This window comes from Spiroplasma endosymbiont of Sarcophaga carnaria (assembly GCF_964019595.1).
GTDB classification, from domain to species: Bacteria; Bacillota_I; Bacilli_A; order Mycoplasmatales; family Mycoplasmataceae; genus Spiroplasma; species Spiroplasma poulsonii.
In genome coordinates this window covers 446484-472556 of sequence record NZ_OZ026456.1, presented here as the reverse complement: position 1 = coordinate 472556, position 26073 = coordinate 446484, and the positions used below count along the sequence as shown (strand labels likewise).

At 27.7% G+C, this 26073-nt stretch carries 28 protein-coding genes and 1 other RNA gene; 27 read left to right on the top strand and 2 right to left on the bottom strand.

Going from position 1 to position 26073, the window contains the following annotated elements; translation table 4 throughout:
• The first annotated feature begins 33 nt into the window (after positions 1-33).
• The 8 genes from coaE to AACK91_RS02855 all read left to right on the top strand — a co-directional run bounded on the left by coaE (position 34) and on the right by AACK91_RS02855 (position 5187).
• A complete protein-coding gene (gene coaE, locus AACK91_RS02890) occupies positions 34-609 on the top strand; it encodes a dephospho-CoA kinase (protein ID WP_338963998.1) in 576 nt (191 codons plus the stop codon).
• Entirely contained in the window at positions 609-1328 is a 720-nt protein-coding gene (locus AACK91_RS02885; RefSeq protein ID WP_338963997.1) for an RsmE family RNA methyltransferase, read from the top strand. Before coaE ends, AACK91_RS02885 begins: the two co-directional genes overlap by 1 nt.
• Positions 1329-1340: 12 nt before the next feature.
• Positions 1341-1916: a hypothetical protein gene (locus AACK91_RS02880; RefSeq protein WP_338963995.1), complete on the top strand. Its 576-nt coding sequence runs from the start codon at positions 1341-1343 to the stop codon at positions 1914-1916.
• A 44-nt stretch (positions 1917-1960) separates the two neighbouring features.
• The gene (locus tag AACK91_RS02875) at positions 1961-2620 is read left to right on the top strand and encodes a hypothetical protein (RefSeq protein WP_338963993.1); all 660 of its coding nucleotides are present in this window, start codon (positions 1961-1963) and stop codon (positions 2618-2620) included.
• Between the two features lie 53 nt (positions 2621-2673).
• Positions 2674-3669 carry a Gfo/Idh/MocA family oxidoreductase gene (locus AACK91_RS02870; protein WP_338963990.1) on the top strand — a complete coding sequence of 332 codons (996 nt, stop codon included), beginning with the start codon at positions 2674-2676 and terminating at the stop codon, positions 3667-3669.
• Entirely contained in the window at positions 3656-4318 is a 663-nt protein-coding gene (deoC, locus tag AACK91_RS02865; protein ID WP_338963988.1) for a deoxyribose-phosphate aldolase, read from the top strand. Before AACK91_RS02870 ends, deoC begins: the two co-directional genes overlap by 14 nt.
• Positions 4319-4347: 29 nt before the next feature.
• Positions 4348-4470, top strand: coding sequence for a hypothetical protein (locus AACK91_RS02860; protein WP_338963986.1), 123 nt, complete (start codon positions 4348-4350; stop codon positions 4468-4470).
• 72 nt (positions 4471-4542) lie between these two features.
• On the top strand, positions 4543-5187 hold the full coding sequence (locus AACK91_RS02855; protein ID WP_338963984.1) for an aldose epimerase: 645 nt from the start codon (positions 4543-4545) through the stop codon (positions 5185-5187).
• Positions 5188-5700: 513 nt separating this feature from the next.
• On the opposite strand, the gene AACK91_RS02850 is transcribed toward AACK91_RS02855, so the two are convergent.
• Positions 5701-6504: a Pr6Pr family membrane protein gene (locus AACK91_RS02850; RefSeq protein WP_338963982.1), complete on the bottom strand. Its 804-nt coding sequence runs from the start codon at positions 6502-6504 to the stop codon at positions 5701-5703.
• 229 nt (positions 6505-6733) lie between these two features.
• On the opposite strand from AACK91_RS02850, the gene AACK91_RS02845 reads away from it, so the two are divergent.
• Positions 6734-7006 carry an HU family DNA-binding protein gene (locus AACK91_RS02845; protein WP_338963980.1) on the top strand — a complete coding sequence of 91 codons (273 nt, stop codon included), beginning with the start codon at positions 6734-6736 and terminating at the stop codon, positions 7004-7006.
• A gap of 27 nt (positions 7007-7033) precedes the next feature.
• A complete protein-coding gene (locus AACK91_RS02840) occupies positions 7034-7594 on the top strand; it encodes a DnaD family protein (RefSeq protein WP_338963978.1) in 561 nt (186 codons plus the stop codon).
• On the opposite strand, the gene AACK91_RS02835 is transcribed toward AACK91_RS02840, so the two are convergent.
• Positions 7569-8078 carry a Holliday junction resolvase RecU gene (locus tag AACK91_RS02835; protein WP_338963976.1) on the bottom strand — a complete coding sequence of 170 codons (510 nt, stop codon included), beginning with the start codon at positions 8076-8078 and terminating at the stop codon, positions 7569-7571. The genes AACK91_RS02840 and AACK91_RS02835 overlap by 26 nt on opposite strands.
• Before the next feature lie 69 nt (positions 8079-8147).
• On the opposite strand from AACK91_RS02835, the gene AACK91_RS02830 reads away from it, so the two are divergent.
• The 17 genes from AACK91_RS02830 to AACK91_RS02750 all read left to right on the top strand — a co-directional run bounded on the left by AACK91_RS02830 (position 8148) and on the right by AACK91_RS02750 (position 25810).
• Complete coding sequence (locus AACK91_RS02830; RefSeq protein WP_040093836.1) at positions 8148-8474, top strand: DivIVA domain-containing protein; 327 nt, start codon at positions 8148-8150, stop codon at positions 8472-8474.
• A 68-nt stretch (positions 8475-8542) separates the two neighbouring features.
• Positions 8543-8912, top strand: an RNA gene (gene rnpB, locus AACK91_RS02825) — RNase P RNA component class B.
• A 149-nt stretch (positions 8913-9061) separates the two neighbouring features.
• Positions 9062-9988, top strand: a complete 927-nt coding sequence (locus AACK91_RS02820) for a hypothetical protein (RefSeq protein WP_338963972.1) — start codon at positions 9062-9064, stop codon at positions 9986-9988.
• Between the two features lie 98 nt (positions 9989-10086).
• Entirely contained in the window at positions 10087-11994 is a 1908-nt protein-coding gene (locus AACK91_RS02815; RefSeq protein ID WP_338963969.1) for an ABC transporter ATP-binding protein, read from the top strand.
• 122 nt (positions 11995-12116) lie between these two features.
• On the top strand, positions 12117-13064 hold the full coding sequence (locus AACK91_RS02810; RefSeq protein ID WP_338963967.1) for an alpha/beta fold hydrolase: 948 nt from the start codon (positions 12117-12119) through the stop codon (positions 13062-13064).
• 842 nt (positions 13065-13906) lie between these two features.
• Positions 13907-14080, top strand: a complete 174-nt coding sequence (locus AACK91_RS02805) for a hypothetical protein (RefSeq protein WP_338963966.1) — start codon at positions 13907-13909, stop codon at positions 14078-14080.
• 92 nt (positions 14081-14172) lie between these two features.
• Positions 14173-14706, top strand: coding sequence for a lipoprotein (locus AACK91_RS02800; protein ID WP_338963965.1), 534 nt, complete (start codon positions 14173-14175; stop codon positions 14704-14706).
• 78 nt (positions 14707-14784) lie between these two features.
• Complete coding sequence (locus AACK91_RS02795; RefSeq protein WP_338963961.1) at positions 14785-16374, top strand: hypothetical protein; 1590 nt, start codon at positions 14785-14787, stop codon at positions 16372-16374.
• 21 nt (positions 16375-16395) lie between these two features.
• Complete coding sequence (locus tag AACK91_RS02790; RefSeq protein WP_338963958.1) at positions 16396-16737, top strand: hypothetical protein; 342 nt, start codon at positions 16396-16398, stop codon at positions 16735-16737.
• A gap of 129 nt (positions 16738-16866) precedes the next feature.
• Positions 16867-20763 (top strand): ABC transporter permease, encoded by a 3897-nt coding sequence (locus AACK91_RS02785; protein WP_338963956.1) that lies wholly within the window; start codon positions 16867-16869, stop codon positions 20761-20763.
• A gap of 160 nt (positions 20764-20923) precedes the next feature.
• The gene (locus AACK91_RS02780) at positions 20924-21127 is read left to right on the top strand and encodes a hypothetical protein (RefSeq protein ID WP_040093823.1); all 204 of its coding nucleotides are present in this window, start codon (positions 20924-20926) and stop codon (positions 21125-21127) included.
• A 14-nt stretch (positions 21128-21141) separates the two neighbouring features.
• Positions 21142-21324 (top strand): hypothetical protein, encoded by a 183-nt coding sequence (locus AACK91_RS02775; RefSeq protein ID WP_338963947.1) that lies wholly within the window; start codon positions 21142-21144, stop codon positions 21322-21324.
• 664 nt (positions 21325-21988) lie between these two features.
• Positions 21989-22141, top strand: a complete 153-nt coding sequence (locus AACK91_RS02770; protein ID WP_338963945.1) for a hypothetical protein — start codon at positions 21989-21991, stop codon at positions 22139-22141.
• 271 nt (positions 22142-22412) lie between these two features.
• On the top strand, positions 22413-22751 hold the full coding sequence (locus AACK91_RS02765; RefSeq protein WP_338963942.1) for a hypothetical protein: 339 nt from the start codon (positions 22413-22415) through the stop codon (positions 22749-22751).
• Between the two features lie 256 nt (positions 22752-23007).
• Complete coding sequence (locus tag AACK91_RS02760) at positions 23008-23475, top strand: hypothetical protein (RefSeq protein WP_338963940.1); 468 nt, start codon at positions 23008-23010, stop codon at positions 23473-23475.
• Complete coding sequence (locus AACK91_RS02755; protein ID WP_338963938.1) at positions 23459-23992, top strand: hypothetical protein; 534 nt, start codon at positions 23459-23461, stop codon at positions 23990-23992. Before AACK91_RS02760 ends, AACK91_RS02755 begins: the two co-directional genes overlap by 17 nt.
• A 507-nt stretch (positions 23993-24499) precedes the next feature.
• Positions 24500-25810, top strand: coding sequence for a DNA (cytosine-5-)-methyltransferase (locus AACK91_RS02750; protein ID WP_338963936.1), 1311 nt, complete (start codon positions 24500-24502; stop codon positions 25808-25810).
• The last annotated feature ends 263 nt before the right edge of the window (positions 25811-26073 follow it).

Genomic DNA, 26073 nt, shown 5'->3' with positions numbered 1-26073 from the left:
TTTTGTAAAACATTGTGAAAGGAATAAATAAGAATGATTCTTGGTGTTTATGGTTATATTGGTACGGGTAAAACTAGTGCTTGTGAATATCTGCAAAATAAATATCATTTAACTTATTTAAAAGCTGATCAAATTGCCAAAGAAATTATGCAGGAAAAAACTACTTTAATATTTTTAAACAAAACTTTTCCCGGGGTTGTTAAATATAGCTTTTTAGATCGCCCTTCTTTACGAACAATTATTTTTACTAATCAAACAGCTAATACAAAGTTAAATAGTTATTTGTGACCAAAAGTAAGAGACAAGATATTAACAATAATTAATAATAATCCGGCGCAAGATTTTTTAATTGAAGCGGTGGGACTTAATATCTTACCTTTAACTTTTAGAGCTAAGATTTTGATTACAGCTAGGGAAAAAACAGTTTTAGCACGAATTGCCGCTCGTGATCAACAATCAGCACCGCAAACAAAACAATTATTAAAAATTCAGAAGGCTTTATTTAAAGATATTAAACCAGACTATCAAGTTAAAACCACTGCATCATTACAATTTTTATATAATCAATTAGATGAAATAATGAGAGAAATATTAGGAGATAAACAGTAATGCATCGTTTTTTTGCAATAACATTAGAACATGATTATTTTGTTTTAACAGCTGATGATGTTAAACAAATTAAACAAGTTTTACGCTTAAAAGATAATGAACAAATCATTTGTATTTATAATGCTGAACATTATTTAACAACAATTGAAGTTGTTCCACCACAAAATTATTTATTTAACTTAACAAAAAAATTAAAACAAAATCACGAAAGTCCAATTAAGATTCGTTTAATTGCTGGTTTAATTCGCAATACAAAATGAGATTATTTATTGCAAAAAGCTACTGAATTAGGAGTTAATGAAATCATTCCCTTTCAGTTTAAACGTTGTGTGGTACAATTAAAAGGTGAAAATAACATTAAAAAAATTGAGCGTTGAACAAAAATTTGTAAAGAAGCTAGTGAACAATCATATCGAAATCAAATCCCTTTAATAAGTGATGTTGAGAGTGATTTAAAAGTTTTACAAAAATATCAGAGTGATGTGAACCTTGTTTGTTATGAAAAAGTGGGGCAAAATTCACAACTAAAGGATTTTTTACACCAAGACTTTACAACAGTTACTATTGTAATTGGACCAGAAGGTGGCTTTACGGCAGAAGAAATTACGGTTTTAACAGCGAATGGTTATAATCTAGTTTCACTAGGACAACGTATTTTGCGAGCAGAAACAGCACCGTTAGCTATTTTAGCAATGATTATGTATGAAAAAGAGTTATAGGAGAAAATAAGAATGACAAAAGTAGTATCGATTAAAGCACTAGTTAGTGTTGCAAATGTAATATTATATACTGCTTTAGTATTAATTTTTTTAATTCTAGGATTACAAAAATGAAATATTGCGGCAGTAACAGGATATAAAATTGGTTATGTCTTAATTGGCTTTGCGACTATTATTTTTATTATTTATCATTTAGTTCGAATTAATGAATTGAAAAAAACCCCATTCCAATTATTACGTAAGCATATTATTTTTATGCAAGTTTTTTATATTGGTCAATATTTAATTTTTGTTATTAGTTTATTTTTTTTAATTTTAGCTAATTCCAAAGTTTTAAATCCAACGCAAATTTGTATTTTTTGATATGTTTGGTTTCCAACTGTTTTTGTTGGAACAATTGCTTTTTCTGTTTTAGAGTCAATTGTTCGTGTTGAAGAACGAATTTTTATTGTAAAGAAAAATTGGCAGGACTCTGAGTTATGAGAAAAAGAACAACAAGAAGGTGATGATAAGCTAACATTAGAAAAAAAAGATTCCACAAAAAAAACACAAAATCCTTTTTTTGATGATGATAAAAATAGTAATTAGTTTATAATTAGTGCAAAGGATAATTAATAAAGGAGTATGAAGAAATGAAGAAATTTTTAGTTTTACTAACCAGTATTTCATTAACAACAGTCGTTAGTGCAAATGTTATTGCATGTTTACCTCAACCAAAAGATGACGGGAATAATGCTATTGGTGATAAATTAGATTTAAGTTTATTTGCTTTTGATAAAATAGGTAATAAATTTAATTTGAAAAAAGATAATGTCATCGAAAATAATCAAGTTGATTTAAAAACAGGAATAACAAAAGGAATTCAAGACCTTGCGTCAATTTATTTACCTTGAAATAAAGTTGACGTGACAGTTTCAGCTATTACACCAAAACCAACTTTTAAACAAGTATATGTTAAAATGCAAGCAAAAGATGGGGCAAAATCAATTAAAGGTTCAGTAATGTGAGGAAATGCCGAAGCAAAACCACCAACATATGTTGATCTTCGTCCTAGTTTAAAAGATTGACAACCAGAAGGACAACGAACATTAACTGTTAGCGCAGAAGGTGAATTAGAAGCAGCAGCTTTTACAGCGTTAGGGGGAGCCGCTCTATGCAAAACCACTTTAACAGAACTTGGTTTAAGAGGGAGATATGATCAAGCAAGTAATTCTTATACTGTTTCAGCTGATGGTACAACAAGTGATTTCTTTGCAACAAGTGATCTTATTTTTAATGCAGTTATTAAGTAAATAATACTACCAACCACTTAACAAAAATGAAAGGTGAATAGTGAGGTTCTTTTATGTTAAAGATTGGAACAATTGGAACTGGGAATATTGTTAGTGAATTTATTGAAGCTTGTCGGGAAGTAACGGGAGTTGAAGTTAGTTGTCTTTACTCGCGTAGTTTAGAAAAAGCGAAAATTTTTGCGTTAAAAAATAATTTATCAGTGCGAATAGTTGATAATTTTGAAGATATGCTTAATCATATTGATATTATTTATATTGCTTCCCCAAATGGGTTACATTATCAACAAGCAAAATATTTTTTACAGCAGCAAAAATATGTTTTAATTGAAAAACCAGCAACTTTTTTAGCGCAAGAGTTAATTGAATTAAGAGAGGTAGCGATTATTAATAATGTTTTTTTAATGGAAGCTTTTAAACCAATCCATTTGCCAGCATATCAGGTTTTACAAGAAAACGTTAATCGAATGCATCCTTTTTTATCAACATTTCATTGTAACCAATATTCAAGTCGGATGAAAGAAGTTTTATTAGATGATTATAATTCTGTTTTTGATGAAACCTTAGGGAAGGGTTCGTTATATGATATGTTAATTTATCCAGTTGAACTAGCGGTGGCATTGTTTGGCCCAGTGAAAGATGTTAAGGCAATGAGTCATAAGTTAAAAAACGGTGTTGATATTAACAACGTTGTTCTCTTACGTCATCATAGTAATATTTTAACAAATATTGTTTGTTCAAAAGCAGCGGTTGGGATTAGTGCTAGTGAAATTTTAAGTTATGATGCAACAATTAATTTTACTAATTTAACAAAATTAGAAACAATTAGCGTATATAACCGTTTAACAAATAAAACAACGATGTTTCCCTTACCAGCTGAACATCAGAATAAAATGTATTATGAATTACAACATTTTGTGAATATAATAAATACAGGGAACTATTCTGAAATGCAACGCTTATTAGATTATTCTATTGCTGCAATTCGCATTTTAGAGGCAGTACAAGTTAACGAAGAACAACAGGGAGAACTATTAAATGAAATTAAATAAATATATTGATCATACTTTATTAAAACCAGATGCTACAACGACGGATATTAAGCAGTTATGTCTTGAAGCAAAACAATATGATTTTGCTGCAGTTTGTATTAATCCAAGATATGTATTATTAGCTAATGAATTATTGCAAGATAGCAATGTTAATGTTTGTGTTGTTGTTGTCTTTCCATTAGGAGCAAATACCACAGCAACAAAAGTAACAGAAATTACTAATGCTTTACAAGATGGTGCCAATGAAATTGACATGGTAATGAATATTAGTCAGTTTAAATCAAATAATTATGATCTAGTAGCAGCTGATATGATGGCATGTAAAAAAGCGGCCGGAACAGCTGTTGTTAAAGTTATTTTAGAAACATGTTTATTATCAGACGCAGAAATTATTAAAGCATGTCAATTAGCTGAACAATCAGGGGTTGATTTTGTTAAAACGTCAACTGGTTTTAGTAAATCAGGAGCAACAACAGCGAATGTCAAGTTAATGAAAGAAACAGTTGGTGATCGTTTGCAATTTAAAGCAGCCGGGGGCGTTCGTAGTAAAGCTGATGTTTTAGCAATGATTGCGGCGGGAGCAACTAGAATTGGAACTAGTGGTGGTGTTGCTATTATGCAAGATAAAACACACTTAACGGGCCATTAATTAAAACAAATAGAAAAGTGGGAAGAAGAATGTACATTTTAAAAAATGAAAACTTAACAGCACAGATTAGTAAAAATCCTTTTGAATTAGTTTCATTAAAAAAAGATGGCAAAGAATATGTTTATCAACAGGATAGCACTTGAAAAAAATAATGACCAATTTGTTTTCCAATTACAGGAAAATTAATTAATGACCAATATCGCCTGGATGATAAAACATATCATATGACAGGGAATGGTTTTTTCCTTGCTATTACTGACTGAAAAGTTGTTACACAGACAACGGAGCTGTTAGTTGTTGAGTATGTTGCAGCAAAAACTTTTTATGACCAATATCCGTTTACCTTTAAACTAGAAGTAACATATCAATTAGTAGGAGCTGAGCTAATTAATAAGGTTAAAATTACTAATCTTGATTCAAAACCATTACCTTATAATTTTGGGTGGCATCCAGCGTTTATTTGTGATGATCATTTAGGAAAAATTATTTTTGATCAACCTCAAATAGTTACGCATATTCCTGGCGGTGCTTTTTTAGGAACAACAATGACAACAGAAGTTAAAAATGAAATTGGATTAGATGAGTATGATTTTGCGACAGGGCAATGTTACGCTTTATTAAATCAAACAACTGAACAAGCATTAATTGTTGATCCAATCCGAGTTATCCGCTTAACAACAAAGGGTTATCCTAATGTTTTGGATTGAAAATGTCAAAATGATGCAAAATATATTTGTGTTGAACCATGAGATGGTCATCAAGATGATGTTAATTATGCAACAACACCATTTGATCAAAAACTATGAATTAATCATCTTGCTCCACAAGCAACAAAAGAATATTTATTACAAGTTGAATTAAAAAAATAAAACCTCTTAATTTCTTAAGAGGTTTTAATCAATTAAATGAATATTATTTTAAAGGTTACAATAACCAAGCAGGGGGGCTTGCTTGATGCCTAAAGAAAATATTAGGTAGGAAAATATGATCAGTAGATTTTTTATTGTAAAAAGTTTTTTACTTTTAATACGATACTTTATAATATTCAGCAGCATAATATTTATTATAAAGTATTAACCATTTTTTCTTCATTCTTGTAGCATCGTTAGAATGAATCGGTGTCACATTATTATTTAATAAATATTTTAGGATTTAGAGTTTAATATTTTAAAGTAATAAAAGGTAACAAGAATACATTCAGTTTTGTTTTGTAAGCAGTTATTCATAATTAATTTTAAATAATAATGTTCTGATCACCACCTCTATTATCTCGCAAAAAGGTAAAAAATCATTTTCTTTTTTAGAAGGTTTCAGAATTATCAAATAATTATATTGGTTAAATTTAGAAAATTATTTTCATTTTGCAAAAAATAAGAACCATCTTATGATGGTTCTTTTGTGATACTTATTTTTTGCAAAGTTTGGTAAAATTTTGTTTTAATGATTTTATTATTACAGTAATTATATAAATACATACTACCAATTAAAATTCCTAAAATTGCGATAAAAGCAATAATAAATCACACATATCCTGGCAAACCAAAAAAGGTTCCGTGGACATTTAAAAAGAAATATGGATATCAACGATTTTCAATTACACCGGGTGTACTTCCTGGTCAAGTAAAATGATCACCAGAAAGACGACGTAATTCACCTCTAATCATTGCATAAGCACAATATCCTAGTAAAACAAGGACATATTTTCAAAAGTTTGTGCGAAAAAATTGTTTTAACTTAATTTCTTGCTTATTTTCCATAAAAAATAGAACATAAACAACAAACGCAATTGGATTGGTCATATGATCAATAACGGTTGTAATTCAGCCTAAAGCACCACCTGGTAGGGGCTGTGTTGGTAGTAGTAAACAATTATATATAATAAAAGTAATGGTAATATAACAAGCTGCAGCTAGGGCAACTGGATATGATTGAATTTTATTTTTATTTTCTTGATGATGGCGAATTCCACTAATTAAGAATCAGAATAAGATTCCTAAGTTTGATAAACAAGTAAAAGTTGTAAAAAAATCTAATGTATATACTGTGTAATCACCATGGTAACGGTTAATAATATCATTTTGATTGAGAATCCCATTGACAAATGCTCATGTTAAGATGGCAATTCCAACTATTGCAAAAAATAGTTTATAAATTTGCTTTCAAATTAATTTTATTTTTAAAGTCATTTATAACTATTTCTCCTTGATTCTTGGTTGATTTGTAGTAATTATAATAATCCTGCAATTACTACCATAATATTTTAGCATTAATTAATTTAAAAGATAGATAAACTAATAAAAATGATATGGGTCTGGCAAAAATAATGTTTTTTTTGAAAAAGGTATACATTTGAAATAAAATTGGGTAAGATAATATAAACCTAAATTATAAGGTTTAATTAGAAGAGGTGTAATGATGTCAAAAAAAGAACTAGCAGAGTTAATTGCGGGACAATTTAATTTATCAAAATCTCAAGCGGGAGAAATTGTCGACTTTGCTTTTGATAGAATTAAAGAAACTTTAGTCAAGGGAAATGAGGTTGCAATTGCCGGATTTGGGAAATTTTCTGTATCAGCAAGAGCAGCAAGAGAAGGAAGAAATCCAGCTACTGGTGAAACAATTAAAATTCCAGATTCTAAAGCAGCTAAATTCAAAGCAGCTAAACAATTAAAAGATGCATTAAACTAATCAACAGTTAGTTAAGAATTTATTGTAATGTTAAATAATTTATTTAACAAGGGCAGTATTAATAAGTGGCGATTTTTGTTGAGCCATTACAAATTAATAAATTTGTCAGAAGAACAGTTAGTGTTAATCATGTTGATTATGAACTTTTCTTCTTCTTATAAAAGGTTCATCACTCCGTTAGAAATTGCTAATCACTCCAATTTTACGGAAACAAAAGCAAAAAGCATGTTAGATCAATTAAAACAAGAAGGTTTTATTGATATTAAGATGAAAAAAGATGTTTTAGAAATGGATCTATCACCAATTTTCAACAAAATTATTATCGCAATCGAAAATTTAGAGTTAAATGTTGAAAAAAAGATTTTGTTTGACCAAGTCAATCAAATTTTACAAAACCCTTTAACTGAACACGAAAAAGCCACTTTAAATACTTACTTAGAGAATAAAATTTCTGATTTTCAATTAACCCTAATTATCACTAATCATCAAGAAACAAAAATGACGTTTAAAGAACTTATTAAGTTTATTGATAATTATCTTAAAAATAAACCAAAATCATTAACTAAGTACAATTGATTAATTGATTAAGAACTGGTTTAAAGTCAAGAAAATTAGGAAGGGTCAGAAAAAGTTCATAGCCATTTTCTTCAAAAAAAGAAACTGGGATTTGTTTTGTTGGCATTAGTTTTATTCATTCTGTTAATTTCTGATATGATAGGATAAAATAACGATCATAATGATGAAAATAAATAATAATAAAACTAATGCCATGATGTTTTTTAACTAAAGCTAATTGTTTTAACTGATGTGCTTTAATATTGTTTAAGTTGAATTTTTGCTGATTGGTTTCTTTTGCTTCAAATTCGATATAATGGCCTTGATAAAGACCATAATAATCACAACCAGTTTTTTCTTTAAAATAACCTTTTATGATTATGTGTTGATCTTTTTCCAACGGAATAATATTGACTGCTCGTTTAAAAAAGAGGCCAATATTATGGTCAAAATATTTTTGAATAGTATAATTAAGTAAAGATTCTAAAAACATTCCACGATTATTGGGTAGGTGCATACTTGTTTCCTCCTTCAATAATATAATTAACAAAAAAGGACACTTGTTCCTTGCAAAAGAGGTGTTAAAATGAAAACAATTAAATTGCGAGCAGTTGATATCATTAATAAAGAATTTCAGGTTGATTATCAAGGCTATGATCCGAATGAAGTTGATATGTTTTTGGATATGATTGCCACTGATTATCGTGTTTTTGAAGGCATTACTAATGATTTCAATAAAGAAATTAAATATTTGCGTCAGCAAATAAATGATTTGCAAGATAAGAATGATGTTTTAAGAGCCCAACTTGATGAAACAAAAGCCCAAAAAGCACGGTTAGAAGAAGAAGGTTTTTCAAAAGCTGATCTAATAAAACGAATCCATAATTTAGAAGGTAAGATAAAAAATGACTAAATTTTAACAAATGGTTATTAGTAAAATTAACACTTTATTTTTATATATAGTATAATTATTATGAGTTATAACAGAACTAGTTGCTATTAACAACAGTTAATAGAGGAAACTCCACGCTCGCACAATCTGCGATGATTGTAGTGTTTGTGCTAATTTAATTCATAAGAATTAGGCATAAGGGATCCTTATGACGGCTGAAAAAAATCCTAAGTTATTATTAATATGGAATTTTTTCTATAAAAGTGCCACAGAAACGAGTTTTTAAAGAAATTTAAAAAATGGAACGGGTAAACCCCACAAGCGAGAAACCTAAATTTTGGTAAGGGAACTTCTTTTTTTCAAAACAGAAGAAAATAAGAAGATTAATTTTAAAAAATTGATAGATAAATAACTAGTATTTTATTTTATAAAATAAAAAACAGAACGTGGGTTATGATGTTATGACTTTGCAAATAAAAATAGAGCCATCTATTTTTATTTTTTCTTTATTAAAATAAATTATAATTTATTTTGTTAAAAATTTATTGTGGACTTGACTTTTTAAAAAGATAAATTATAATTTTTATAAATAAGAAAGGAAAAAAATAATGAAAAAAAATAGTAACAATGATTTAACTGTGAAAAATGATAGGATTTGGGTTCGAATTAAATCATCATTATTTCACAAAGAATTATATAATCAAAGGTCGGTTACCTTTAAAATTACTGCTGCGGCAATCTTTTTAGCTGTCGCTGTTGGTTTAAGTTTATTAGAAATTTTTAATATTCCAACGCCATGAGGAGCAACCTTTGGTTTACGCTTTTTTGACACATTAGTGATTATTTATTCAATCTCAATTGTTGGGTTAGGGTTTGCGTTATTGGAGGGAATAGCTTTACCTTGGATTCATAATCTAATTGATGGTCACCACACTTGGATTGAAATGGCATTCTTTATGATTTCTAACATTCTAGTTGTTCTTATCACATGGTTTATCTATTATATCTTGTTTAATGCTTACTATAAAGTAGAAGTTCCAGAAGATATTGAAGATCATACAATTCATGAGTATCATCATGTTAAAAAGGCTCATGATCACCATCATAAAATTATTAGTATTGCTTGAACAAAGAAGATTTTAGCATTTGTAATTATTGTGCCATTGTGTGCTTTAGTTGAAACGTTATCATTTCTAATTGTTGCAAAAATTCTAGTAAATACTGGCCATTCTCATTTAGAAGAAGAACATGTTCATATGATTAACCACGGGATTAATATGTTATCCCCCGCAGTTAGTACACAAAACGAAATTATTAATTGACCAGATAGTGTTAGTGTTGCTCACGCTGGTCATGACCATGATCACGACAATAATGGGATGGCGTCTATTTTCGAATCATGACAACATACTTTAATCTTTATTGGAATTTTCTTTGGAATCTTTACCGCAAAGTATATTGTTAATGCTACATTGTTTTTATTATTAGAACGACGAACAAGACAGTTGGTTGATCGATATGGAATATATGTCTAAAAAACTTTTTTAAAACATTAAAAAAGTTTTATTTTTTGTTATAATATACAGATAAGAGAGTTTATTGATAAAACTTATTTGGAATAAGAGGTGAGTTTATGGGGAAAATTAAAGAGTTAATTGATATTAATAAGATTGAAAAAGACTTGGAGTATAACGAATTAAACCATAAAAATCAGACTCGTAAGCAACAAACGCCATTAGAAATGATGAAGGAAATTAAAGCACCGCGAATCGGTTTTTTTAAGTTGGTTGCAATTTATTATCGTGACTATTTATGACGATCATTTACAATTTTATTTACTTTAGTTTTAAGTTCAACGTCAATTGTAACAATTACCCTTTTAATAAATAAGTTAATGACCCAAATTTTATTTGAATTTGGAAATGATCCGGGGGCAGTATCAACTGGTTTAGACTGATGAATTTGATTAATTATCATTGGTGTTGTCTTAGTAATCGGGGTTGTCACAACAAATATTCGTGAACGTGTTGGGGGAATGTTGGGACGGAATATTGAAATTGATGTTCGAAATGCCGTTCTAAATAACTTAGTTGATTTAAACATTGGTTATTATTCTGATAAAAAAATTGGAGAAACAATGACAAAATTAATTAATGATACGCAAATTATTGGGGATGAATCACAATTAACGCCAGCTAACTTAATTAGTATTCCAATTATCTTTATTGGAAGTGCAATCGTATTGTTAAATATTGATTGAAAATTAGCGTTAATTTGTTTAGGGGCAACCGCTTTATTTATGACAGCAGTTGCTGTAACATTCCGTTCACAATCATCAGAAACAGAAAATGTTCGTGCTAAAATTACTGACGTTAATGGTGATGTGACTGATCGAATTGCTTCAATTGCTTTAATTAAAGCGACAGGAACAGAAGAATATGAACGTGTTCGTTTTGAACAAATTCATAAGGAATACTATCGTATTAATCGTCGTTTAAATCGTATTCAAGCGCGAATGACAACAATTATTATTCTTTGTGCATTAAGTTTAACTGTTATTGTTGTCTTATCAAGTATTATTTTATATGGTAATAAAGGGTCAGAAAGTACTAACCACATTATGAAAGTTTTACCAGCTTTTATTACAGGAGTTAATACATTAGCCTTCCCAATTTGAACATTAACTGGATTAGTACCAGGATTAGCGCGGGCAACAGCATCAACAAAAAGAATTATTCAATTAATTCGTGTTGATACAACAATTGAACCAAACCGTGACGCGCCAAATGTTAATGAAATCACTGGTGATATTGTTTTAAAAGATATTGTTTTTGAGTATCCAGAAAAACCGGGGGTTGTTATTTTACCAAAAACAACTTTAAAATTTGAAAAAGGAAAAAGTTATGCTTTTGTTGGCGAAACTGGAAGTGGAAAATCAACAATTTCAAAATTATTGTTACGCTTTTATGATCCAACAAGCGGAGAAGTTATTATTAATAATACTAATTTAAAAGATTTAAATTTAGCAAGTTACTTAACACATGTTGGTTATGTTGAACAAGAGCCAAAAATTTTATTTGGGGATGTTATTTATAATGTTCGTTATGGAATGTTTAATGCGACCGAAGAAGAAGTTATTGCAGCTTGTAAAAAAGCTAACTTACATGATTTAGTAATGGGCTGAAAAGATGGTTATAACACCATTTTAGGTGAACGTGGCTCTATGTTATCAGGAGGACAAAAACAACGGTTAGTTATTGCCCGAATGATTTTAAAAAATCCGCAAATCTTAATTTTAGATGAAGCAACAAGTGCGTTAGATAATATTGTTGAAAAAGAAATCCAAGCCGAATTAGAAAAAATTATGGTTGGTAAAACAACAATTTCAATTGCGCACCGATTAAGCACAATTAAAAATGTTGATGAAATTTTTGTCTTAGGAAAAGGGCAAGGAATTATTCAGAATGGAAAATATGATGAATTAGTTTCAATTGATGGTCCGTTCCGTGATCTTCATCGTGCCGGAAACCAAGGGCGGTAAAAAAGTGTTAAATGACACTTTTTCTTTTTGTTTAGTTAACAGGATTATTATTTTTAAATAAAGTGCTTTTAATAACAACTTGAAAATGGTAAAATATAGCAAATTTATTTTTAATTAGAAGGGTGATAAAGCATATTAAATTTAAAGAGTGAAAGCAACAATTACGTGATGGTTCAGAATTACAAATGTATGAATGAAAACCAGTAAACGACAAAGATATTAAAGGCGTTGTGCAATTAGTCCATAGGAGTGCGGAACATTCTTTACTTTATGAAGATTTTGCAAAATTTTTAGTTGCTAATAATTATGTTGTTGTTGCCGAAGATCATCGCGGCCATGGGAAAACAGCGACTTGTTCTGAAGATTTAGGATTTTTTGCAGAAAAAGAAGGCTGAGAAAAAATTATTGATGATTTATATGAAGTAACAACTTATATTAAACATTGTTATCCTAATACGCCAATTGTGATGTTTGGTCACTCAATGGGATCATTTATGGTTCGCCATTATGCGATTAAATATGGAACAAATATTGCTGCTTTAGTTATTTGTGGAACAGCGCATTATCCAAAACGATTATTAAAATTTTCAGTTAAAATGGCTAGAATTGGTCAAAAACTTAAGGGACCAAAGTCAAAAGATAATTTTATTTATAAATTTTCTTATGCGCCACTAAATGTTCGTTATAAAGATGAAGGGGTCTTAGGAACAGAATGATTATCAACAGATAGAACCGTGCAAGAGGCATTTGCAAATGATCCGCTAACAGGTCAAGTTTTTTCAACGAGTGCTTTTAAAGATATGTTTACGGGATTATTATTTATCACTAATAAAAAAAATATTAAGTTAACACCAAATACTTTACCGTTGTTATTTATTGCTGGACAAGATGACCCGGTTGGCAAATATGGGAAGACAGTATTAAAAACCGTTGAATTGTATAAAAAAGCCGGTAAAAAAGTTAAAGTGAAATTATATCCAAATGCTCGTCATGAAATTTTAAATGAACCAATTAAACAAGAAATTTATCAAGATATTTTAAATTTTTACAATAAGAGTCTTTCTCGATAGTTGAAAGTCTAATTTTTATAAAAAAACAAAGAGTACCCACTTGTTTTTTTTGCTTTAATATATTCAATAAGCAACAACGGACTATTTAAAATTTGTGAGGAGAAAAAAATGAATTTACAAAATGGAATTTCAAATTTTAATATCCCAAGCTCAATTCATTTTTTCTTTAATTCCTCATTGGAACGTGTTACAATATTTTTTCTGGCAAGTATTATTTTATTTTATACAATCTTAAAAGTTGTTACTTATTTTTTTAGAATTTATGCAATTAAATTAAGATTAGGAGTACAAGCAACAAAATATTTTTTTAATGTAATCTTAATTGTTACTGAATTTATTATGACAATAATTTTACAAATGGTTTTTATAAAAATTTATGCTCTCGGTAATGATATTACTACTTATGCTGTGATTGAGACAGTGTTAGTTCTTCAATTTATGATTGGAATTATTATTTTAATGAACAAACAATTTTTAAATTATATTTTTAAATTAATGATGTTAATCTTTACTTCATTGTTATTTTCATTTTTAATGGGAAAACAATTATTGCTTTGACTTGATAAAATTCATAATCATCAAATCTTAGTTCTATGGTTAACATGAAGTATTTTAACTGGTTTTATTGTTGCAATTTTTTACTTATTTGATCTAAAAACAAAATTTGTACATAAGTTTGCTTTTCATTTGCTAATCTTTTTAATTACAATTAGTAATTTTGAAAGCCGACCAAATGATTTACGAGTTTTAAGACATTCGTTACTTTTAAAAATTTTATTAAAACTAATTAAAATTCTATGCTTACTATATTTGTTTTTTTGATGAAAACAGTCAAAAAAACAATGCAAAATTTATGAGAAATTACTGATAATAATGAAATCGAATTGGTTGAACTTTCATTATTATTAAATGCCCTTCATTTTTTTAATATTAGTCAAAAAAATGGTTTAGAAAGCTTACCAAATAAATTCTTAAAAAATGAAATTAATGGCTGAATGGGGTCGTTGCAAGAATAAAATAATGCTTAGATTAACTAATTCAATGGCTTATAAAAAACAATTTATTAACAAAGACAACTTATCAATAAAAAAGAAAAGAGGGAACAAGAATGCGCAAGTTACTTAATATTTTGGCTGCTACAGTTTTAGTGACAACTCCAGCTATTACTGTTGTTAGTTGTAAAAACAAGGGAAAAGCACAAACGGGGGATAAATATAAAGATCCCGAAGTCGAAAAAATGCCAAATGGACCATTAAAATCAAAGATTTTACAAACAACATTATTTTCAAAAATGGCAATTGCTAATCGACATGAAAATTTAAATGGATATACACCATCAACTTTACAGATGTTAACACGATTGCCAGATTCATACAAAGATAAAGATGGCAATTTAGTTGATGTTGATTATTATCGTGGTCGTTATTTAAATCAAAAAGATGGAATGCCATTAAATAATATGGCATCAAATTATGATTATATGAATATCTTGAATAATGACTTATATAATACGGAAAATCAAACAAAAGCAAAGCTTCCAGGATATTCTGAAAATGATTTATTACCAGCAATGCCTAGTTTAGCAGCAAATAGTAATATGTTAAATTATTGATATGATGGGGGACCACTATCAAATTATTAAATTGCAAAAGAAATTTTAGCAACACAACAAGGAGATGCGCGGTTACATAAAACGATTAAGGATGCTTATAACAAAGCAGTGTTTGAGTTACAACGAACAACTTACTTTTATGATTTAAATATGAATTATAATCCGTTGGCAACAAAAGACATTAAATTTGATACTACAACAAATTCAAATTTTGTTATTAATGGGAAAAAATTTGCGACAGGTAAATCATTTACCACAGCACAGAAATCAGAAGAACAAGATAAATTAATGGTAATTTTACAGTTAATTTTAATGGCTGATATGTTTACGGACCGTTCACAATCAAAAACATATATTAATCAATTAAACAAATTTTTACCATTGTCAAAAGATGCGGATGGGACTTTTTTTGGAAGTATTTTAGGAGCTATTTATTTTCAAATTTTTGGTTCACCAACAATGCCAAATAATCCAAACGAAAAAAATCCAAATTATGAATTAGCAAAAAAAGGTGTTTCAGTAGCCTTAAGTAATTTAGGAGCAACAGGAAATGCAAAACAAGAAATTGAAGCAAAAATTAATAATTTCTTTGCCCAACAAGCACAAATTTTTAGTGATTTATTATTAACAAAACCAATGCAAGATGATTTAGATTTGGCAAAACCAGAGGACCAATATAAAAATCGTGATGCAATGTGGAATGGAAAAACACCAAAATTATCACTAGCTGATTTATTATTTAAAAAAGATAGTTCATCAAAATCATTAGCCGAATTATTTATTGAATTTGGAAACGAAGTTAATGGTTGATATACAAAGGCAACAATAGAACAACAAGGGGAGGCCAATAATGCTATTGGAACATTTTTAAAAGTTGCAGGACAAGTTGTTACGCCAGGATTTAAAGTAGTCTTACAATCTATGGCTAAAATGATGATGTTACCAGCAAATGGTGGTTTATGAACTTTAACAATTAATGATATGAATCAGTTTGTTATTGCCTTATCACAAGGAATTTTAGATAATGCTGATTCATTAACAAAAGTTAGTCAAATTTCATGATCTGATCCAAATAACCAGGAACAAAATCAAACAGAAATTGCAAAATTATTAACTGGTAGTGCAGATCCAACCAAACCAGCAGCCGGTTCATTTATGGACGTAGCATTTACATGGTTTAACGATGGAACCAAACCAGTTCGTGCGTTATTAAATAAATTATATTTTGATCCTAATTCAGAAACACGGAAAGATTTATTAGCAATTAATAATTCCTTATATGATTATACGAATACGTTATTATTAGGAGAAAATTGATTTATTAATAATGGAAAGTTTTTAAACGAAAATAATATGCAGTATGACCTTGAATATAAAGGAATTGGTGATGCTGATGTTGCTACTAATCTAAACTTACATGAAAAATGATATGTGGCAAAAGATGGAATTAAAACATACCAAGATTTAAATAAAGCTTATTTAGATGCGTTAGGAAACTATGATTTAGATTGATTTGAAAAGTATGATGGTTTAGGAAATAATTATCAAAAAGTTAATTACAAATATACTATTACTTGGACAAATGTCAATCCTGGTGATGATAGTCATCAATACTGAGTAATTTCTAATATTCAATGATTTGCAAAAGATAGTAGCGGACAATGAAAACGTTATTATGATGTTGTGCAAAATGATTAAGATAGTGGTGTAGGATTAAACATGAAAAAAACACTGTTGATGAAGCAAGGAATCTTAGGAATAATTAAGGCAAAAGGGCAATTTATTTCATTGCTCCTTTTAATTTTTATTTGTTCAATTATTACTTCTTGTTTATTTACGACGGTAACTAGTTTACAAGCAGCGAACCGTCAAATGGGATATGGTAGTTTTGATTATAACCATTCTTTTCACTATTCAGCAATGGAATTTGAAAATTCAAATATGCAAACAATTACACCAAGTTTTGCCTTTGATTCAGAATATGTTATTGTAGAAAACAACGATAATAAATTAACATATCCAAAAATTACAATTGGTACGGCCAATAGTGATGTTTTTTAAGCTTTAACACAGCAAGATATTACGTTTGACAAAACATCTTCTGGAGCAATAGCTGGGTTATGGTTAGCTTTAAAAATTCGCCAATCAGCACCGAGTTATCAAAATACATTAATTGCGAAATTACGGGCAATGGGGCAAAATACATTAGCTGATCAGTATTTTGCTAATTTTAAAACAACGCAAATTTATAAAAACTTTTTAGGAATTATTATTGATTATATTAATAAACATTTTCTAGTAATAAATCCCACCGCAACAGAAGTAGAAATTAAAAATGCCATTGCTATGTTTACAAATGGGCAAGCAGATCAAAATCAAAAGGCAGTTAATCGTTGAGATTGAGAATTAAAAACAACAAATAATGATTTTTCTCATTTTGAGATGCCTGATATTGACGTCACATTAGGGAAAGACAATAAAACAATTAGCACTGTTAATATAAATACTTTGTTTGATAAAGGTTTACGTGGTAGTTTTGGAGTTGCGGCGCGTTATAAAATAACAGATAGTGGTGGGAATGAAGCAGAGCGAATTCAATATTTAGCGCAATCACCTTATCAATATATTGATAAATTAAACCAAACCGGAATTAATGAAGGACGAATGGTTGTTGGTGATTTATTTAATAAGGTTACTTTTTTTGGCAATAATAGTGAACGAAGTTCGTTTATTAATTTTGTTCAAAGTTATTACAAAATGCTCGGAATTGTTAGTAATTTTGCAATTTCAATGCGTCAGGAAGTTACAACGTGAGATATTGTTAATAATTTAAAATACAAAGTAATTGGTTGACATGATTTATTAAAAGATGAGCAATTAAAAATTTTTAATAAGGTTTCTGAATGAGAAGGACCATCTCTTGTTGAATCAACCTTAAACAACTGTTATGTTGTTGTTAGTCCTAATTATTTAAAATTTCAAAATAAATCCTTACGTGATGATATTAGGATTGGCCAACAAACTTTTACGGTTGGGGCAACAGGGGGAGACAGATTAAACATTTATCCAACAATTTATGAAACTGATTTTATTCCTGATTTTAAAACAGATACTGTTGTTTATTTATCTTCATATGGCATGTGATTATTGTCAGAAGATAATAATAAAGGTTTAATTAGTTTAAAAGATAATTCACGTGTTTTTTTAAAAAGTTTAGCTGGACAACCAGCAGCTAATTTAGCACTTTTTAAAAAATATTATGCTAACAATCCTAATGAATTAGATACTTATGCACAAGCGTTACAAATAAATAATAATCAAAAAGCAACTGATCCTGCCATTGGTACTTTTGAAACTAAAAATGAAACAAGTCAATTAACATGACGTTATAGTTTATTAGATAAAACAATTAATGTTTATATTTATATTGGATTATTTTTCATTATTATTTTTGCAATAACATTATTTGTTGTTTCATATATTATCATTAAAGAAATGATTAAACGAGAATCATCACAAATTGGGATGTTAAAAGCGGGTGGATATTATCTTCGTGAAATTACTTTATCTTATTGAAGTATTTTAATGCTTAGTGTTCTCATTGCTGTCCCGACCGGTTGGTTAGTTGGGATTACCCTCCAACTCTTTGTTGTAAAATTATTTAATTTATTCTTTATTATTAATTGAACCTTTACTTGAAACTGAATGATTCTGCTCTTTTTATCAGCCTTTTTTGTTGCTTTTCTATCGTTGATTACATTTGTTACTTGTTATTTTTCAATTAGTAAAACAGAAGTATTAAGTTTAATTTATCCAACACGGGAATTAAATGTTGATAATAAATTAGCGCGTTCTGTTCGTAGTTTGGACTTCAAAACGTTTGTTGGTCGCTTCCGGATGGTGGTTTTATCAACTTCCTTAAAGCAAGCTTTTACTTATTTAGGCATCTTTGCTTTAGTAACTTTTACTTTAACAGTATCATTATTAGCCCCCGTTTATGCTAAAAACTTTAATACAAACTATTATAAAAATATTAAATATGGTAGTGAGGTTAAATATAGTAATGTTATTAGTAATAGTCCATTGTCATATTACAAAACATATCCATGAAATGGAATTAATAATGTTCCAAACACCGGGGATCCAACTGATAAATATTTATATCCAATTGGGGGAATGACACCATTAGCAAATTATTATAGTATTGATGGTGGTAAAATAATTAAGTCACTAAAAACAGTAAACCAAGAACCAACAGTGGCAGGAATTTTAAAAGATATGTTGTCATATAACTTTGTTACTTTGTCAGGAACTAATTTATCATTAGGAATTTTTAATTATCTAAATGAATTAATAAAAAATTCACCGAGTGGCGATAGTGTGCGAGCTTTAATTTCTGAAATTTTATGTACTGTCTTACCAAAAGCCCTTGGGATTGGCGCGATTCCATATCCACCGTTCCCAGACAAAGGTGATTATGTTGCTTTGTGAAATACTTGTTTTAGTAAAGCAACAAACGGTATTATTCCAGCTTCGGTAAAAGAGGATTGAAATAAGAATCCTGATCGTGCAAATCACTTTGCTTTAGGAATTGGAACAATGAGTTATAATAATGCAACTGATGATGTTTTCACTAGTTTTGATGCAGCATATAATGATAAAAACTTACCAGTTTATGGGATTAACGCTAATACAAAAATGCTACAATTATCAGCAGATGATCGTGCTGCTTTAGCAAATAATAATAATAATAATAATCAAGTTGTTAATGCAATTGCAAATGTGACATCACTTCAGCAGTTAAACTTGTGGGTTGGGAAAGAAATTACTTTGACACCACAATTATCAACCTTACAATATAATGTTGGTCCAGAGCAGTGAACAGAGTTTAGTAATAATAATACCGCATTAGTTAAACAAAACTGGAAATATAACCTTAGTGGTAGTCCAGGGCCATGAAATCCAAATAATTACCAGAGTTTATATTCGTTAGATAAAAGTTATTTTACTTATAACGCAAGTTCTAATACAAAATATTATGCTTCAGCAGATCCAAAGAGTGAATATTATAATTTAAATAATGTTGAATTATGAATTCCATCCAATTCAGCAATGGAACAAATTTGGACGAATAAAGTGATTACTTTAAATAATGGTCAACAACGGAAACTATTAGAGGTATCATCAGGATCTAATAAAATAGTACGAAAAGAAACTGTTAATAGTCAGGAATATTGAGTTATTAAACCATATGATTTTAACTTTGATGGTTCATATAGTGGCGACTTTGTTAATGGCATTCCAACAACGTGATATCAAGCAGCGATTGATAATAATTTTATCAAAGTTGTGCCATCATTGACAGTAATGCCAGTCAAAGTTAAAATTGTAAAAAGTATTGCCACTTATGATAATCCACGGTTATTTGTTAGTATGCAGAATGCAAATAAAATTAATTTCTTTCCAACAACAGAATTAAAGGACAATCTTAAGATAATGCAATGGTATAATGGTAAATATACTAAGGAATTACAACCATCTGATCAAATTAATCGATATGCTTTATCTTCAACTAATGGTGATTTATCCTTAAATAACTTTACAAATTCTTATACATCTTCTGTCTTGTCGGCAGATTATGTTGGAATTAAAGCCCAAGTGATGAATCGCGTTATTGTTATTGCGTTATCAATTGCTTTAATTTTCATTGTTATTATTGTTATAGTTTCAGTTATTACAATTTACTTTGCCATTGATTTATTTATTAAGAAATTTATTAAAATCATTGCGACGATGAAAGTTCAAGGTTATAGTAGATGAGAAATTAATAATTTAACATTAGGAATCTTTATTCCATTTGCTATTGTTGGTTGACTAATTGGTTATTTCATTACATGAGGACTAACTTGAACAATTACGCAAAAGGTTTTAATGTTCTTTAACTTCTATGTTCCAATTGGAACGGGGTTAATTACCGTACCAATTATTTTGGGAGGAATTATTATTTTATATATTTTATCATATTTTGTTTCTATGAAAAAAATCAACCAATTAAATATTCAACAAATTGTAATGATGGAAAGTTAATTCAATTAAAAAAACTATGCTACTCGCATAGTTTTTGTTTTGATTGCTATTACTTATTAAAGGATAATTCATTGCAAAAAGTAGAAAATAAGGTATAGTTAAAAAAGAAGATATTATTTTAAATAAAATAATATAAGTTATCTTTTAATGAGGGTTTTAAATGTTTAATTTTACAACAAAACAAAAATGAGTGATTAATGGTAGTCTTTTGGGGTTAACTTTAGTGGCATTAATTGGGTTATTGCTTTATCTTTTAAAATTTTTAATTCCTGCGATTGTTTTACTATCAATTGCTGGAATTGGTTTTTTTGTGTTAATGATTGTTTGATTAGTGTTTGAAAGGTATAATAAGAAGAAAGGATAAGGAGAAAAATAATAATGACTGAAAATGAAATAATCCGCAAAATTAAAGCAATTAGTATTGATAGTGATCAGCGCTTTTCTTTTCTTGCAAAATATATTTTACAAAATTTAATTATTGTTCCCGATATTACAATTAAGGAAATGGCTGAATATGCTTATACATCCGTTGCAACAATTAATCGTTTTACGACCGCGTAAAATATTCGGTTGGTATAAAATTTCCAAAAAATAAGAAAAAGATAGATATAAAATTCTATCTTTTTTAATTAGGTTAAAATTGTCGTTAACCTTGCTTAGTTTAAGAAAATAACAGCAAAACCAACCGAATAAAACTCTCCTACTTGGAATGTCGTAAAACCAAGCAAGTGAGAATAAACAATATAGGGGTGGCCGTACCGCTACGACACAATGCAGGCAATTCTTTTAGGCAATACAAAAGAGTTATTGTGGTTTGGGGATAAATCTTTAACTTGCAATAGTTAAAGAGTTAGTGTTCCACAATAAAAAAATTTAGAAATCTTACTATTTATAAGGAGGTTTTGAAAGTGTCTTTAAAAGAACTCTGTTGAAAAGAGTTAAAAATTAAATTAACAAATAAGACAGGATTAATTAATAAATGTCAGTGTTATATCAATGAGTACTTTACAAAATTAACCAAAAACAGAAAAGGTGGCTGATATTGTAAAAAGTATGCTCGGCATTGCTTAGCAAGATTAGAATTTATTAACAAACAAAAAATAAATGCTAATCTTTGGTTTTTAAATTTACAGTGCCAAAATAACCATCAAATTATTAAAAAAATAATTTTTAAGAAAAATAAATGATGAATTATTAATATTAAAAATTAGAAAGGAGAAATTATATGGTTGAAAATAATATCAAAAATACAATTAGCGATTTAATTAACGAAATTAAAACAACAACAGAAAACAATTTAAGCAATTTAGAACAAATTATGGAAGCTTTAATTGACAAAATTAATAATATTGAAAATATCTTAAATCAAATAAGATAAAAAAGAAATTAAACCAACTTATTTATTAAAATTAGTTGGTTTTTTATTTATCAGAAATAAAAAAGAAGAGGGATGAAAAATATGTCTGAAAATACTTTTATTAAATGTAAAAAATGTGGAACACCAAAGCAGTTTCACAAAGTTAATCATCGTGAAAAAACAGAATGATTTGAAGATGTTTATTACACTGAATATTAAAATTTTAGTTTTTTAAAACTTAATATTTTATAAAATAGACCGCGATTGTTATATTGGAAATGGAGGATAAAACATGTATTTAGTTATAAAAGATTCAAATAGTATAAAAGATCATTATAAAATAACGGATTTAATTTCAAAAAACACCGATCATGAAGAAAAAGAAAACTTTTGATATAAATTTGGTTTAGAACAATATTGAACAGGATATTGTTGATCAAGTGGAACAATAGATAATATAAAAGATATTGATGAATATTTAGCCAAAAAATTTAAAGAATTTCAAGAAAAATCATGAAATGAAATTATAGAAAATTATGTTGAAGATAAATTTGGTTATACAGTGGCAAATAATTTATCTAATATTAATTGAGAAAAACAGTCAGACAAAAATATAGAACCAGTTCGTTAATAATTGGTTTTTCGGTTTATTTATTTTTAACCTAATATTAAATGTTAATTTTAGGAAAAATAAAATTAAAAGCAAAAAAGCGAGGTTATTATCATAAAAAAAGATTATTCAAAACCCAAAGCAAGGTTTAATGGGAATATAATTATTGACTGTATTAGATGTGAACAAGAATTCACCATTTCAAATTTAGAATGATTAACGCTTAATAAATTTTATAAATGCCAAAAATGTAAAAAATAAAGGGAGGTAGTTAAAAGTGATAAAAAAAATTTATTTAAATCAAAATTTAATTTCACAAGAAATAAATAATAAAACTAATATTTTAATAAACAAACAAAAAGATTGCGTTGTTTGAGATAAAAATTATTTAGGTTTATCAATTTATAAAAATTATTTTAGTTTAGAAATTGATGAAAATAAAAATTATGTAGTAAATAATATCTTAAATAACAAAAGTGGCAATATTGTGGGAAAAAATTTAATTTTATCTTTTGAAAAATTAAAGCAAGAAAACAAAAAGAAGTTTAATTTGCAAAACAAAAATGATAATAATAATGATTTACTAAATAAATATAACAATAATTATTATAACAAAACAACACAACAAAAATTTTCCATAGAAGAAGAAAAACAACTACTAGAAGATTTAGAAAATATTGATAACCCCAATTATTGAGATAATGGTTTTTATTTAGGATACAACAAATATGAAAAAATTGTTTAGTTTATTATCAATATTTTCGTTATCGTGTACGAACACAGTGAGTTTAATAGGCTGTGGTAATATTACAAATAACAAACCACATTTACCACCAACAAAACCAAAAGAACCAATAATCAAAGACATTTTTTACTATGAAAAATTAAAACAAGAGATTACAGCAGAAACTAAAGAATATGATGAAGTAATTAAAGAAATTGAAAATAGTAAAAAGGATTATGAAGGTGAAGAAGATTATCAAACAGAATTAAAACAAACACAAACAGAAAAATTTATCAAAATGTCGGAACTAAATAATTGTGAATATCAAATTTTACTATGTCAAAAAGAAAATGAGTTTACAGACGAACAAAAACAACAAGCAATTAAGTTGTTAGAAAAACAAATAAAAAATTTAAATAGTGCTTTAAATTTACTAAGTGAAATTAAAAATAGTGATTTTGACCAGAAAGATTTAGAAAAAATTAAAACAAAAATTAAAAATATAAAAATTATTTTGGATGAAGTTAAAAGAAATTAAGAAGGGAAAGATTTAATGTGAAAAAATTTTTAAAAGAAATTAATTTATTAAAATTATTTATTAGTTGCTTATAAATTATAATGTGTGTTTTAATGACTACATTTTTAATTTTATGTAGAGAATGAATAAATGATAGTGGAGGTCTTTTTGTTTATGTTGTAGTTTGTATTTTTAATATTGTTATTGGTGGCGGAGTTATATTATGTATTTGTTTTGAAATTTTACAATTAATTAAAAATAAAAAACAAAACAAAAACAATATAAATAATGAAAACATATAACAGATTAAATTAAAAATAACATAAATAATTAAAATAACACAAAACAAGATAATTAATATCTTGTTTTTAGAAAGAGGTGCAGCAATGATTAATTGTCCGTTTTGTAAATATATTCATAATATTTATAATGAAAACAATATCCATATATTATTTTTTTGTTCTTATAGATATCCCAATCCATGAATCATTTTAGATAAAAGAAAAATTGGAAGAACGATGATTTATTATGCTTAAAGTAATTGAATTATTTGCTGGGATTGGAAGTCAAAGAAGAGCATTAGAAAAGATTGAAATTAACCATAAAGTAGTTGCTTTTTGTGATAATGATAAATACGCTGAAAAATCATACCGAGCAATTTTTAATGATTATGAAACCCCTAATTTAGGTGATATTACTAAACTAGAAACTTTACCGTATGCTGATTTAATAACTTGATCATTTCCATGCCAAGACATATCAAATGCCAATAATAATGGCCAAGGATTAAATGGCAAACGAAGTGGTTTAGCTTACAAAGTTGTTGATTTAATAAAAACAATGACAATAAAACCCCAATATCTTTTAATGGAAAATGTACCAAATTTATTAAGTAAAAAGTTTTTTGTTGGATTTCAAAATCTACAAAATCAACTTAATAAATTAGGATATAATAACCAATATTTTACAATGAATGCCAAAGATTATGGAATTCCCCAAAATAGAAAACGATTGTTTATGATTTCAACATTAAAACAAGATTTTAAATTTCAATATCCCCAACCCTGTAATTTGAAATTTTTAGTAAAAGATATTTTAGAAAATAATGTGAATGAAAAATATTTTATTCGGCAAGAATCAATGAAAAAAGCAATTGAAAAAAATAAACTTAAAATCATTGAAAAATGTGCTTATACAATTACAACAAAACAAATGCGATGAGGAAACGCAGGAATTATTGCAATTCCCAATTATATAAAAAAATTAAATGATGGAAAATTAATTATTAATCTGAGAAATTATAATCAAGTTAATATTTTTAATGACATAACAAAAAATAATATTATTCCAACCATTACAACAGCACACGGAAGACCACCACAAATTGCATTGCCAATTAAGGATTATGGTAATTTTATTGTTTTACCACGAGCAAAAGATGGTTTACTAGTTAACGGTTCATATAATCGGTTTTGAAAAACAGGAAATAATTATATGGGAACAATCGCAGCAAGTAATATCAATAAAATCATCGTTGATAACCATAAATTACAAGAACAAGATAGTAGTAAAATACTATCTTTTTTAATTGATGAAAAAGAATATTTTTTACGAGTATTAACTCCACGAGAATGTTGATTATTAATGGGATTTAGTAATAAAGATTTTGATAAAGCAAGCAAAGTTGTTTCAGAAACCCAACTTTATAAACAAGCCGGCAACAGTATTGTTGTTAATGTGTTAGAAAAAATATTTATATCAATGTTTCAAATAGAAAGGAAAGATAAAAGATGCAAAATAAAAGAAAAGTTTGGTGAAAATGACTTTTATATCCTTTAACAATTATTATTGGAATTTTGTTGCTAGTAATTTCCCCTATTTTATTTTTAATTACCCTTGGAATTGATTGTGATTTTATGCTCGGTGATTTATTGTTGCATTTATTTTGTCTTCCTTTTGAAAGGAAAAATAAAAATGACTAAGAAAAACAATATTAAAAATTATTTTAATAATCATCAACAACACTATCAAAAAAATAAAAATCTTTTTTATTGACAAATAAACAAATTTAACAAAAACAAATTTTTAAAATAACAAAGGAG